Genomic DNA, 13,606 nt, shown 5'->3' with positions numbered 1-13,606 from the left:
CCCTCCCATTTTCTAATCTTCAAGAGCAGAAGCTCCGCCGACGATTTCGGTGATTTCTTGCGTGATCGCAGTCTGTCTCACTCGGTTGTATTGAATCGTCATATCATTGATCATCTTGGTGGCATTATCGGTGGCGCTCTTCATGGCCGTCATACGGGAAGCATGTTCGGCTGACTTTGCATCGATAATGGCGCCGTAAATCAAACTTTCCGCATATTGCGGAAGTAAAATTTCCAAAATTTCTTCTTTGTTCGGTTCAAAAAGATAATCGACTTCGTATCCGACCGCTTCATGGGAATCCAAATCCGTCAGCGGCAGCATTTTCTCGGCCCGATACTCTGATATCAGAGCATTCACATGGTGTTTGTAGCAAACATACAACTCATCAAAAACACCGTCCCGATAGAGTTGGATCGCTTTTATCACGATATCGCTCACTTCCGTGAAGCTTGGCTGATCGTTCAGATCCCGGATTTCGAATGCGACTTCGATGCCGCTCTTTCTGAGGTCATCAGCGACTGTGCCGCCGACCGACAGGACAACAAACTCATCGTTTGATGCATGGTCGGCCGCCAGCATATCCTTTGTCGCTTTGAGGATCGAACTGTTGTAACCGCCAGCCAATCCCTTATCGGAGGAAATGATCAAATAGCCGGTTTTGCGGATCGGACGTTCGATCAACATGTCATGGAAATCGACCAGGACCTGATCGCTGGCTGTCGCATGTCCATGCTCCTCAAGCAACGACAATTGCGTACTGGCGATATGGGTTACGATTTCGCGTATTTTTGCTGCATAAAGCTGATATCCCCGAACCTTTTGTTCGGCACGGATCAGTTTGGAGGCAGATACCATTTGCATGGCGCTTGTTATTTGACTTGTCTTCTTGGTGGAAGCGATACGCTTCCGGATGTCTATTAAAGACTCTGCCATATTATCACCTCAATATTATCTGTTCATGCTGACCACTCTACTCGGCATGCGGAATAAAGATGCCCGCGAATGCATTCAGCGCTTCATCCAAGTCTTCCGTAGGCGGCAAGTCTTTTGTCTCCGTGATGATGGAGAACAGATTCGGATAGGACATTTTGACGAATTTGAACAACTCGGTCTCATACCGTTCGATGTCCTGCACCGGAACGGAATCGATGAATCCATGCGTCAAGGCATAGAGAATAAGAACTTGTTTTTCGACATCCAAAGTCTTGTGCAAGTCCTGCTTCAGTATTTCCACAGTTCTGCGGCCGCGGCTGAGACGTTTCTGGGTGGAAACATCCAAATCCGAACCGAATTGAGTGAATGCTTCCAACTCGCGATAGCTGGCCAAATCGATACGCAACGTTCCGGATACTTTTTTCATTGCTTTGATTTGGGCGGATCCGCCGACACGGGAAACGGATAATCCGGCAGATAAAGCCGGGCGGATTCCCGAGAAGAACAAATCGCTTTCCAGGAAAATTTGTCCATCCGTGATGGAGATGACGTTCGTCGGAATGTAAGCGGAGATGTCCCCGGCTTGTGTTTCCACGATCGGCAAAGAGGTGATGGAGCCGCCTCCCAATTCATCGTTCAATTTTGCGGAGCGTTCCAACAGGCGGGAGTGCAAGTAGAAGACATCCCCTGGGTAAGCTTCACGACCTGGCGGACGGCGCAAGAGCAAGGACATTTCACGGTAGGCAGCCGCCTGTTTGGAAAGGTCATCGTATACGATCAGGACGTGTTTGCCGTTGTGCATGAACTCTTCCGCCATCGCTGTAGCAGCGTAAGGTGCGATATAAAGCATCGGCGCCGATTGCGAAGCGCTGGCCGTCACTACGATCGTGTAATCCATCGCATGGTATTTTTTCAGCGTTTCCGTCATGTTGCGGACGGTTGATTCTTTTTGTCCGATCGCGACGTAGATGCAGATGACGTCTTTTCCGCGCTGGTTCAGGATGGCATCGATTGCGATGCTGGTTTTCCCGGTTTTGCGGTCGCCGATGATCAATTCGCGTTGTCCTCGGCCGATCGGCACCAAAGCATCCAATGCTTTCAGGCCGGTCTGAAGAGGCTCTCTTACGGACTGGCGATCCATGACGCCCGGTGCCGGATTTTCCACCGGTCTCGTTCTGGTCGTTTCGATGCTGCCTAAGCCATCGACCGGAATGCCCAACGCATCCACGACCCGACCGATCAGAGCATCTCCGACCGGCACTTCCATGATTTTGCCTGTACGTTTGACGATATCGCCCTCATGGATATTTTCATATGCGCCAAAAATGATGATGCCGACATCGTTCATTTCCAAGTTTTGGGCCATACCGATGGATCCATTGGAGAACTCCAGCAATTCGCCGGACATAACGTTCTCCAGACCTTTCGCGCGGGCTATCCCATCACCGATATAGGTAACCTTACCAATTTCTTCAAACTCTGATACAGATTGAAAAGTGTTGATCCTGTTTTTGATCAATGAACTCAAATCTTCGTTTTCAGTAGCCACATTATTCACCTCTTCAACCCTATTAATCTTTTAGAATATGTTTCTTCATGTCTTTCAACTTCGTAGCGATGGTATTGTCGAAATAGTGGTTTTCCGACTCCAATCGGACGCCACCCATCACTTTGGGATCGACAGCTTCAGTCACGAAAAAGGTCGCTTCCCCGATTCTTTTTTCCAATTTGTCCAAGATGCGCGCTTTCTGTTCTCCCGATAAAGGAACCGCAGAAGTCAACTTCACATTCACAAACACCTTTTTGTTCTCATATAGCGCATTGAACGCATTGATCGAAGCCAAGATCCCTTCGTCATCAAGATTATCTTGGAGCCCCTCCAAAAACGCCAGCGTTTCAGGCGCGAGATATTTCACCGCCAAATCAAGATTCGGCTTCTCGCCCTGATCGGCATCCGCTTGATTAAAGACATCCTTCAATTGCGATAGATCAAGATACAGTCTATCCGCAATCTTCGAGTTCGGAAGGCGGTTATAATAAGCTTGTACATAGGCCTCAACAGCGGCGATAGCATTCCCGTTTCTGGCCATATCAATCATCCAGCCCTTCAATGAACGCTTCGATCAAACTCTGTTGATCCGCTTGAGTGATTTCCTTGCCTAGAATCTTTTCGGCGATATCCACAGATATGACTCCGATTTCGGCGCGCAAACTCTCAAGGGCCTGTTTTCTTTCGAGTTCCAGTTCTTTCTGGGTCACTTGTTTGATCCGTAGTGCATCTTCTTTTGCTTCTTTGATGATGTTCTGCTGTATTTCATTGCCTTCCGCCTGAGCCCGGTTCAAAATATCGCTGGCTGCAGTTCTGACTTCTATCAACTGCGCATCGACTTCCGCTTGTTTCTTCTCGGCATTCTCGCGCGCCGTCGCCGCTTTATCAATATTTGCATGTATCATTTCTTCCCGATCCGTTAAGACCTTCATCAAAGGCTGCCATGCGAATTGCTTGATAAGAGCCATCAATATCAGAAATGACAGCAGCGTGACAATCGTATCACCTAATGCGGTGATCTCTCCCAATACAAGATTGGCTGTCATTCTCATCCCTCCTGTAGTTATCGGTCTTGCTGGTCCCTATTATTGGAAAATCAGTAAGAAGGCTATAACTACCGCCATGATGGGAACAGCTTCGATCAAGCCGACACCGATGAACATCAACGTCTGCAATCTGCTTTGTAATTCAGGTTGTCTGGCGATGGCTTCGATTGTAGTAGAAATAACTTTCCCGTTTCCTAATGATGCGCCGATTGCTGCACCGGCAACCGCAATAGCAGCTCCTATAAAGTTCATAATAATAATCTCCTTTTTCTCATATAATAATGCAATGCTTAGTAAGCTCATCGATCGGCAGTCTATTCTGCCTCGATCTTATGGGCGAGGTAAACCATTGTCAACGTAGTGAAGACGAAAGCTTGGATCGATCCGATAAAGATCGAAAATCCTTGCCAGACCATTTGGAGTGGAATCCCGACCACCCAGGTCAACAAGCCGTATGAGTTCGCTAATGAAGCAATCAAACCCAACAAAATTTCGCCGGCATAAATGTTCCCGTAAAGACGCAGCGCCAGAGTGAGCGTGTTGGTGAATTCCTCCAAAAGTTTGATCGGCATAAGCGGTGCGACGGGGCGAATATAACTGTTCAGAAAATATTCCTTGAACCCATTCTCCTTAATGCCAAAGTAGTGCGTCAGCAATATCACCATCAAGGCCAAGCCTAATGTGACGATCGGGCTAGCTGTCGGACTCTTCCAATAGGAATGCCCATCAATGTTCAGGATGAACACAAGCCCCAGCATATTGGCTACCCATACAAACAGGAACAGAGTGAATCCCAACAAGTGGAATTGCTGTCCCACTTTCCAGTGCAGCGAGCTGGAAATCATGTTCCGGATAAAATCAGCCAAGTACTCAATCGCCAGTTGGCCTTTGGATGTTGGCCTCACCGCCAGTTTCCGGGTAGCAATAAAACTAAATAAAAAAACAACAATGCAAGTTACCAATACGCTAATGATGATATTCAAACTGAAACCCAATCCCATAAAATGGATGACTTTAGATTCAGCTTCCAATATTTTCACCTCTTTTCAATGCAAATAAAAAAACAGCCATGCCTAACCCAGTCCACGCTACATTATTATTCAAAGACATTCGTAAAAGCAGACAACTAAATTAGCTGGACCTCCCATACTCTAGTCACAATAAGTGGCTATTTCATAAGTTTTTTTGCATACCTGTTCAACATCGCTAATCATAACACCAAGTTTATCGAAATTCAAAGCAAATCTATTGATTATAAAGATATTTTCAGCCTTTTCATGAAAATGATGAAAAGATACCGCCTTCATTATCAAAGATAGTCTATACATAAATATGTTGATATTATTCTGAAAATCGGCTTAATGGCAAAAAAGTGCGTCCGGCTAACGAAAGAAAAGCAATTTTATTGCTTTTGACGCTGTCACGAAAAGCCGTGGAAGCTGTAGCCTTAAGCGTTCAGAGTATAACAAACTTAGCTTCAGAAAACAAAAACAGAGCCGAAAATCCCGATCGGAATTCCGGCTCTGTTTTTGTTTTTGCTGGGTATGACCATGGAAAACGTAAGGCTGTTCTCATGATAATATTGATGTTTTGACAATTGCGGACACAATTGTCCGAACGCCATTGTGAAGGGTTATTTTGTGCCGAAGAGGCGGTCGCCGGCATCTCCCAAACCAGGCAGGATGTAGCTGTTTTCGTCCAATCTTTCATCCAATGATGCTGCATAGATGTCCACATCCGGATAAGCCGCATGCAAGGCTTCCACGCCTTCAGGTGCTGCCACGAGACAGATGAATTTCATCGATGATGGCGAAGCGCCTCTCTTTTCCAAAGCTTCGATGGCTGCGATAGCCGATCCGCCGGTCGCCAACATCGGATCAACGATGAACAATTGACGTTCCTGGATATCTGTCGGCAGTTTGACGAAATACTCGACAGGCTCCAATGTGTCATGGTCACGGTACATGCCGATGTGGCCGACTTTTGCAGCAGGCAACATCGCCAGGAAACCGTCGACCATGCCCAAACCTGCACGCAAGATCGGAATGATGGCAACCTTTTTGCCGGACAATGTTTTTTGAGTCGTTTTCACCAATGGCGTTTCGATCTCGATGTCCTCCAAAGGCATATCCCTTGTTACTTCATAAGCCATCAACATCGCGATTTCGCTTACTACCTCACGGAATACTTTGGTTCCGCAGTCTTTTTCGCGGATGATTGTTAATTTGTGTTGAATCAACGGGTGATTCATTACATGGAATTCTCCCATATACTTTTGCCCCACTTTCCTATTTTTGCTCAACCTATTGTAATGGAAATCGGCTACAAATACCAGAAATAAAACAATGAGAAAACACTGAAAGGCAAGTTTAAGGCGAAACATTTGTGGTTTAGCGGCATAGAGATTTGATCTCGGGTTCTTGTTCACGGCGGAATTCCCCGCCAAAACGGTTTCGGCGGGGAATCTCGTGTTGTCTAAGGGCGATTAGGACAGAACGCGTTTGCGCAAATTTTGGTCGGATGCAGACAAAAAGGCCGGGGTTTGTCCCGGCCTCTCCTTCTTCGATGATTGATTTATGCTTCGACAGCAGCTGGTTTTTTGTGCAATGGGAATGCTTTTGTGATGGCTTTGACTTCTGCACGGACTTCATCCAATTTCGCTTCGTCTTCGTGGTTGTGGATGGTCTTGATGATCAATTCCGCAATCTTGCGAGCTTCCGCTTCCTTCAGGCCTCGTGTCGTGATGGCAGGTGTACCGATACGGATGCCGCTTGCTTTGTTGGCGCCCAACGTTTCGAAAGGAATCGTGTTTTTATTGACAGTGATTTCGACGCTGTCCAACAATTTTTCCACTTGCTTACCGTTCAGGCCGCTGCTGGTGATATCCAGCAACAACAGATGGTTTTCCGTACCACCGCTGATGACGCGCAGGTCGGAGGCATTGAAGACATCAGCCATTGCTTGGGCGTTCTTGATGACTTGACCGATGTATTCCTTGTATTCCGGTGTTGCAGCTTCAAAGAATGACACGGCTTTTGCAGCGATGACGTGCTCCAAAGGTCCGCCTTGGATGCCAGGGAAGACCGCGCTGTTCAATTTTTTGCCGAATTCTTCTTTTGCCAAGATGACGCCTCCGCGTGGGCCGCGCAAGGTCTTGTGCGTTGTGGTGGTTACGATATGGGCATATTCGACTGGGTTTTGGTGATAGCCTGTTGCGCAAAGTCCGGCGATGTGCGCCATGTCCACCATCAGGTAGGCACCGACTTCGTCAGCGATTTCTCTGAAACGTTTGAAGTCGATTGCGCGTGGGTATGCGCTCGCGCCGGCAACGATCAATTTTGGTTGTTCTTTCAACGCGATTTCCCTAACAAGGTCATAGTTGATTGTTTCGGTTTCTTTATCGACTCCGTAGGCAACGAATTCATAGGTTTGACCGCTGAAGTTCACGGATGCGCCATGCGTCAAGTGGCCGCCATGGCTCAAATCCATCCCCAAGATCTTATCCCCTGGTTGCACCAAAACACGGTAAGCTGCCATGTTCGCTTGTGAACCGGAGTGCGGTTGCACGTTGGCGTATTCGGCGCCAAAGATTGCCTTGATGCGATCGATCGCCAGGTTTTCGATGACATCGATAAATTCGCAGCCACCGTAGTAACGACGACCAGGATAGCCTTCAGCATATTTATTGGTCAAGATGCTGCCTTGCGCTCTCATTACATCTTCCGATACAAAGTTTTCGGAAGCGATCAGTTCGATTCCGTTCTCTTGTCTTTCGCGTTCTTTATCAATTGCTGCAAATAATTCTTTATCCATGTTTGCACCCTTCCATCACATTATTCCAAAATTTTAAATACTTAAAAAAATGTAAGTTGAGTATAGCATAATTCTTCAGAAAATAAAGCAAATACGCTCACGGATTTGAATATTTCGTATAAAAAGTAAGCTAAACACGGATGTTATGCAATAGGACCCGTCTACTTTTTCGGATATTTTGCAGATGCGGCTTTTTCCAACCGGTTCATGTAAGCCTCGCCAATGCCGGCAGCGTCATAGGCTTCGGCCAAAATGACATCGACCGGTTGTTCATCGAGATATCGCAACCCGGCATAGAGGCGTTGCGATGCTGCGGCAACATCCATCTTCGGGCCCAACGAATAGACAGCTTCCGCTGCATCCTGATGGACAGCCACTAGTTCTTCCGATGCCAAAAGGCCGATTTTGTCGCCTTTTCCTCTGTACGCTTCGATGGCGGCTTCCCAATCGGCCGCTGCGCCATCGATGAGGATGACCGGCTGAGCGGGGGCATAATGTTGGTATTTCATCCCTGGCGCTTTCGGAGCTGTTTTTTCGTCGGCCGGGTGTGCACTGCCGGCCAGTTTGCCGATGATCGGCTCCAGCTCCACTTCCGTGATGGCGCCTGGGCGCAAAATCACAGGTCCGTCGGTATTGGTCAGATCCAGCACGGTCGATTCCAAACCGATCCGGGTTTCCCCTCCATCGAGGATGCCCGCAATTTTTCCGGAAAGGTCGTGCAGCACATGCTGGGCTGTCGTAGGGCTCGGTTTGCCGGATGTGTTAGCGCTCGGTCCGACCAACGGAAACCCAGTCTTCCTGATCAATTCAAGTGTCTGCGTTTGGGCAGGCATCCGTAGCGCGACAGTCTGATGGCCGGCTGTGACGGTCGGCGCGAATACCCCTTCCTTCATCGGAAAAATCAAGGTCAAAGGGCCCGGCCAAAATGCCTCCATCAACGCTTCGGCTTGTTCGGGCACGTAAGCCACATATTGGGCGATCTCCCTGTCGGCGACATGGACAATCAAAGGGTTGTCACTCGGCCTTCCTTTTACTTTGTAAACATTTTTGACTGCTTCATCATCGCAAGCGATCGCTCCCAGACCGTAGACAGTCTCTGTCGGAAAAGCGACCAATTCCCCGGTCCGCAGCAATTCGGCTGCCTCATCGATGGTTGATGCATCATATATTTTCGTTTCCATCCTATGTTTTTGCTCCTTTCTGGGTGTATCAGCAAGCAACGCGCTGTGCAGGTAAAAAAATAGCCGCGGCAATTGCCCGCAGCCATTTATTGCCCATGGATAACAGGCGATTCTTTTCATAATCTATTTGAGGTACTGGTTGGCTGGCGAACCAGCGCTGCTTTTCTTATTTGACTATCAGCATGCGGTCGAGGCCGGAAAGGTCTTTTTCGATCGTCACCATCTTGTCGGGGAATGCTTTTTTGTAGAGCTCCAGTAATTTTTCGCCTTGGTTGAAGCCGATTTCCATGAACAGGCAGCCATCCGTCTTCAAGTGGAACGGAAGCGTGAAGGCCATCTTTTGGTAAAGATCCAGGCCGTCATGATCGGCGAACAGGGCCGAATGCGGTTCGAAATCCAATACGGAGCGGTCCATCAAATCGATCTCGTCTTCACTGATGTATGGCGGATTGCTGATGATGCAGTCGAACGTCTCCAGTTGGACGGGTTCAAGCAGATCTCCCTGCAGGAAGCGGATATCGGCCCCCAGCTGTCTGGCGTTCTCTTTCGCCACTGCCAATGCCTCTTCCGACAGATCCGTGGCCGTCACTTCGTCCTGCGGCCGTTCCTTTTTCATCGCAATGGCAATAGCGCCGGATCCTGTCCCGATGTCCAGAACCTTCTGCGGACCCTTCCCTTCCAGACACTGCAGGGCCCGTTGGACGAGCTCCTCCGTTTCCGGACGCGGAATCAAAGTGGCTTCCGTGACTTTCAAAGGATAACCGTAGAACCATTCAACGCCTACGATGTATTGGATCGGTTTGCCCGAGACGTACTCTTTGATGTCGCTGAAATACTGCTTGTACTCCTCGTCTGTGATCGGATCGGCAAAACGCATCAGCAGATCCGTTTTCGTCCAGCCCAGTCGGTCCAGGAGCAACCTTTCCGCAGCCAACGGACTTTTTTCGTGCTGTTCCAGGAAAAGCGCGCCATTCTGCAGGGCTTGTTGGTAGCTGAGCTGCTTAGATTCCCCCATTGTTCAATGACTCCAATTTTTGCGTCTGATCCGCCATGATCAGGGCATCGATGATTTCATCCAATTTTCCGCTCAAAATCGTATCCAACTTTTGCAGCGTCAAGCCGATACGGTGGTCCGTCACCCGGTTTTGGGGGAAGTTGTAGGTGCGGATCCGCTCGGAACGGTCGCCTGTTCCGACTGCCGACTTGCGGGTCGCATCATACTCGGACTGTGCTTCCGAAGAAAGTTTGTCGTATACCCGCGTCCGCAAAACTTTCATGGCCTTCTCGCGGTTTTTGATCTGGGAACGCTCATCCTGCATGGCGACGGCGATTCCGGTCGGCAAGTGGGTCAAACGGACTGCGGATGCCGTCTTGTTGACATGCTGCCCGCCGGCTCCGCTGGCGTGATAGATATCCGTGCGGATGTCTTTGTCTTCGATGACCAATTCGACCTCTTCCGCTTCAGGCAGGACGACAACGGTAGCTGTAGAAGTATGCACGCGCCCCTGCGATTCTGTCTCCGGTACGCGTTGGACACGGTGCGCGCCGCTCTCGTACTTCAGTTTGGAATAGGCGCCGTTCCCGCTGATCATCAAAATGATCTCTTTGTATCCGCCGATGCCGGTGATGTTCGCGTCCATGACTTCAACCCGCCAGCCTTGGCTCTCGGCGTATTTGCTGTACATGGTGAACAGCGTGCCTGCGAATAGGGCTGCTTCATCCCCGCCGGCAGCTCCGCGGATTTCCATGATGATGTTTTTGTCGTCGTTCGGATCGGTCGGCAGCAACAGCACTTTGATGCGTCCCTCAAGCTCGGTCTTTTCTTTTTTTAAGTCGTTCAATTCCTCTTTTGCCATGGCCGCCATGTCATCATCCAGCTTCTCTGACAACAGTTCTTCGGTATCGGCGATTTCGCTTTCGACTTCTTTGTAGCGCTTGAAGGTCGCAACTTTTTCGCGCAATCCCGCTTCTTCCTTGGTCAATTCCAGGAAGCGTTTCGTATCGGCAAGGACTTCCGGATCGCTCAGCAGTTCCGAAAGCTCTTCATAACGGATAATGAATGCATCTAATTGATCATACATAACTTTTTCAAACTCCTCTTTTTTTGTATCTGATTATCTTGTCTGGGACAACGGCGGATGGTGGTAATGGTTGCGGCAGACGGGAAGATAGGATTCGTTTCCGCCGATCTGGATCTGTTCGCCGGTGTAAACCGGTTTTCCGTCCACAACGCGCATGTTCATGATTGCTTTTTTATGGCAGAACCAGCAGATTGTTTTTATTTCTTCTATCTTATCCGCATAAAGCAGCAGATACTTTGAGCCTTCGAACAATTCGTTCAGGAAATCATTCTTCAAGCCGAACGCCATCACCGGGATCGCCAATTCGTCGACGATGCCTGCCAACTGGATGACATGCGCTTTTGACAGAAACTGGGATTCGTCCACCAAAATGCAGGAGGGCTTTTCCGGATTTTCACTGACCGCAAGGAACACATCCGTATCATCCGCAATCGGAATGGCCTCGCGCTTCAAGCCTATGCGGCTCGAGACGTAGCCGACGCCGTCACGGTCATCGATCGCGCTCGTGAAAATCATCACCGACTTGTTCTGCTCTTCATAATTGTAGGCTACTTTCAGGATTTCGATCGATTTCCCGCTGTTCATCGCCCCGTATTTAAAAAATAACTGTGCCATCATGTCCACCTTTCCAACAGAAAGTCGCCTGTTTCCATTCATTGGTCGGAATTTCCTGCAAAAAGAAAGGATGCCCCATTTGTCATCCTCTTTCCGACCCTCTATTATCTCACTTTCATCAGGCCGCTCCGGCAAGGCTGCGGCTGACATAAAACTGAATAACATCCCGTATAATGATAGTAGGAAATGGCCCCAAAGTCAATAAAATTCACGATCAGCGGTCTCGTTCCGGAACGCAAAACGCCCGTTTCTGACACGTGAAGGCACCTTAAAATATTCAATCCGGGCGAATTCTGCTATACTAACGCTATCGAAAAATGCCTTGTTATATGCTATGATGGCAAGAGATACATAAGTAAGGAGCGAATTTATTTGACTATCCGCGGTTCACTAGCAATCAATATCGGGAAAATCGCCCAATGGGGTCTTCAGACATTCACCAAAGGCGGCACCAGCCTGCCGGGCAAACTGGCCGTCAAATTGGATCCCGATGTGTTGCAACACCTTTCCGAAAATTTCGATGTCGTCATCGTCACCGGCACGAACGGCAAAACGCTGACGACATCTTTGACTTATCATGTACTGCAGCAGAAATTCCCGAATATTTTGACGAATCCGACCGGCGCCAACATGGAGCAAGGCATCATCTCCACTTTCCTGGAAGGCTATTCGCGCAAAACCAAGAAGGAACGGGTTTTCGCTGTTTTGGAGGTCGATGAAGCCAGCCTGGTCAAGGTGACGAAGTTCATCAAGCCGAAAGTCATTGTCAATACGAACGTTTTCCGCGATCAGATGGACCGGTTCGGTGAAATCTATACGATTTACCAAAAAATGATCGACGGCGCTGCTCTCGCACCGGATGCCGTCATTCTGGCGAACGGCGACAGCCCGATCTTCAACTCAAAAGAATTGGTCAACAAGCAGATCTATTTCGGCTTCAACCATGCGCCCGACGGCGACACTTTGGCGCATTACAACACGGACGGCGTGCTTTGTCCGAAATGCCAACACATTCTGCGCTACAGATTCAATACCTACAGCAACCTCGGGAAATACTACTGCCCGCATTGCAACTTCAAACGTCCGGAACTGACTTATGCGGTCACTAAGGTCGACAAGCTGACGCACAACAGTTCTTCCTTTGAAATCGATGGACATCCGTTCCACACGAATGTTGCCGGTCTCTATAACGTCTACAATGCATTGGCCGCTTATTCGGTCGGCAAGCATTTCGGATTGACGCCGGAACAGATCCAGGCCGGCTTCTCGGCTGCCCAGCAAAAATTCGGCCGCCAGGAAACGATCACGGTAGATGACAAGGAAATCATCCTGAACCTGATCAAAAATCCGGTGGGGCTGAATCAGGTCATCGACCTCCTGCATTATGAAGACGAGCCATTCAGCGTCGTCTCGATCCTGAATGATAGGCCGGCAGACGGAACCGATGTCAGTTGGATCTGGGACGGCAATTACGAGCAATTTTTGGATTTTGACATTCCGAAAGTGACCGTCAGCGGCATCCGCCAAAAAGAATTGACCTTGCGCATGAAGGTCGCCGGCATTCCGGACGAAAAGCTGGAAGTTTTGCCGGAGATAACGGACGTCATCAAAGCTTTCAAAAAGGCTCCGACGAAAAAAATCTATGTGATGGCAACGTATACCGCTGTGCTGCAACTCCGCAAAGAGTTGGCGAATCAAGGCTATATCGCGGAAAGGATGAAATAAATGCGACTACGTATCTGCCATTTGTACGGCAACCTGCTGAACACATACGGCGACAACGGCAATCTTTTGATGCTCCAGTACTGCGCCCGTGAAAAAGGCATCGATTTCGAAACCGAAATCATCAGTCTGGATCAGCCGTTCGATCCCGAAAAATATGACCTCGTCTTTTTCGGAGGGGGCCAGGATTACGAACAGTTCATCGTCTCCAAGGACATTCAGGCCAAAGCAGCAGACATCAAAAAATATATCGAAAACGATGGCGTTGTGCTTGCTATCTGCGGCGGCTACCAATTGTTGGGGCACTACTACATGGATGCCTCCGGCAACAAAATCCCCGGCATCAGCGCCTTGGATCACTATACCCTAAGCCAGGACAACAACCGCTTCATCGGCGACATCACCATCCGCAGCGAGGAATTCAACGAGACCTATGAAGGTTTCGAAAACCACAACGGTAGGACCTTCCTTGGCGAAAACATGCGTCCGTTGGGAAAAGTCGAAAAAGGGATGGGCAACAACGGTGAAGACAAGACCGAAGGCGCCCGCTACAAAAATGTCTTCTGTTCCTATTTCCATGGACCGCTGCTGGTCCGCAACATCCACTTGGCGAACCGCATCGTCGATTTGGCCGTTGCCCAACACATCAAAAAGACCAGCTGATCG

The 13,606-nt window shown here is 48.9% G+C and carries 14 protein-coding genes; 2 read left to right on the top strand and 12 right to left on the bottom strand.

From position 1 onward, the window contains the following. Positions 1–12 precede the first annotated feature (12 nt). From BMX58_RS07470 to BMX58_RS07415, 12 genes are all read right to left on the bottom strand, one after another. Complete coding sequence (locus tag BMX58_RS07470) at positions 13–933, bottom strand: F0F1 ATP synthase subunit gamma (protein WP_068623126.1); 921 nt, start codon at positions 931–933, stop codon at positions 13–15. A gap of 37 nt (positions 934–970) precedes the next feature. Further along, positions 971–2,482 (bottom strand): F0F1 ATP synthase subunit alpha, encoded by a 1,512-nt coding sequence (atpA, locus tag BMX58_RS07465; RefSeq protein WP_068623127.1) that lies wholly within the window; start codon positions 2,480–2,482, stop codon positions 971–973. Positions 2,483–2,504: 22 nt separating this feature from the next. Beyond that, on the bottom strand, positions 2,505–3,023 hold the full coding sequence (locus BMX58_RS07460; RefSeq protein WP_162268621.1) for a F0F1 ATP synthase subunit delta: 519 nt from the start codon (positions 3,021–3,023) through the stop codon (positions 2,505–2,507). A gap of 1 nt (position 3,024) precedes the next feature. After that, complete coding sequence (gene atpF / locus BMX58_RS07455; RefSeq protein ID WP_068623129.1) at positions 3,025–3,528, bottom strand: F0F1 ATP synthase subunit B; 504 nt, start codon at positions 3,526–3,528, stop codon at positions 3,025–3,027. A gap of 39 nt (positions 3,529–3,567) precedes the next feature. Beyond that, on the bottom strand, positions 3,568–3,780 hold the full coding sequence (atpE, locus tag BMX58_RS07450; RefSeq protein ID WP_068561687.1) for a F0F1 ATP synthase subunit C: 213 nt from the start codon (positions 3,778–3,780) through the stop codon (positions 3,568–3,570). A gap of 62 nt (positions 3,781–3,842) precedes the next feature. After that, positions 3,843–4,559 carry a F0F1 ATP synthase subunit A gene (gene atpB, locus BMX58_RS07445; RefSeq protein ID WP_068623130.1) on the bottom strand — a complete coding sequence of 239 codons (717 nt, stop codon included), beginning with the start codon at positions 4,557–4,559 and terminating at the stop codon, positions 3,843–3,845. A 602-nt stretch (positions 4,560–5,161) separates the two neighbouring features. After that, positions 5,162–5,797 (bottom strand): uracil phosphoribosyltransferase, encoded by a 636-nt coding sequence (gene upp / locus BMX58_RS07440; protein ID WP_068623131.1) that lies wholly within the window; start codon positions 5,795–5,797, stop codon positions 5,162–5,164. Positions 5,798–6,102: 305 nt separating this feature from the next. After that, positions 6,103–7,341, bottom strand: a complete 1,239-nt coding sequence (gene glyA, locus BMX58_RS07435) for a serine hydroxymethyltransferase (protein WP_068623132.1) — start codon at positions 7,339–7,341, stop codon at positions 6,103–6,105. A gap of 161 nt (positions 7,342–7,502) precedes the next feature. Beyond that, on the bottom strand, positions 7,503–8,522 hold the full coding sequence (locus BMX58_RS07430; RefSeq protein ID WP_068623133.1) for an L-threonylcarbamoyladenylate synthase: 1,020 nt from the start codon (positions 8,520–8,522) through the stop codon (positions 7,503–7,505). Between the two features lie 166 nt (positions 8,523–8,688). Next, entirely contained in the window at positions 8,689–9,537 is an 849-nt protein-coding gene (gene prmC / locus BMX58_RS07425) for a peptide chain release factor N(5)-glutamine methyltransferase (RefSeq protein ID WP_068623134.1), read from the bottom strand. Continuing rightward, positions 9,524–10,603: a peptide chain release factor 1 gene (gene prfA / locus BMX58_RS07420; RefSeq protein ID WP_068623135.1), complete on the bottom strand. Its 1,080-nt coding sequence runs from the start codon at positions 10,601–10,603 to the stop codon at positions 9,524–9,526. The genes prmC and prfA overlap by 14 nt, the downstream gene beginning before the upstream one ends. A gap of 33 nt (positions 10,604–10,636) precedes the next feature. Beyond that, the gene (locus tag BMX58_RS07415) at positions 10,637–11,218 is read right to left on the bottom strand and encodes a thymidine kinase (RefSeq protein WP_068623136.1); all 582 of its coding nucleotides are present in this window, start codon (positions 11,216–11,218) and stop codon (positions 10,637–10,639) included. Positions 11,219–11,590: 372 nt separating this feature from the next. Here BMX58_RS07415 and BMX58_RS07410 point away from each other — a divergent pair, with 372 nt between their 5' ends. Both BMX58_RS07410 and BMX58_RS07405 read left to right on the top strand, forming a co-directional pair. Next, the gene (locus BMX58_RS07410; protein WP_068623137.1) at positions 11,591–12,943 is read left to right on the top strand and encodes a Mur ligase family protein; all 1,353 of its coding nucleotides are present in this window, start codon (positions 11,591–11,593) and stop codon (positions 12,941–12,943) included. Next, on the top strand, positions 12,944–13,603 hold the full coding sequence (locus tag BMX58_RS07405) for a type 1 glutamine amidotransferase (RefSeq protein WP_068623138.1): 660 nt from the start codon (positions 12,944–12,946) through the stop codon (positions 13,601–13,603). Positions 13,604–13,606: the final 3 nt, after the last annotated feature.

Origin of the sequence: Trichococcus ilyis (assembly GCF_900109135.1) — a bacterium.
Classification (GTDB): domain Bacteria; phylum Bacillota; class Bacilli; order Lactobacillales; family Aerococcaceae; genus Trichococcus; species Trichococcus ilyis.
This window is presented reverse-complemented; position numbering and strand designations above follow the sequence as displayed.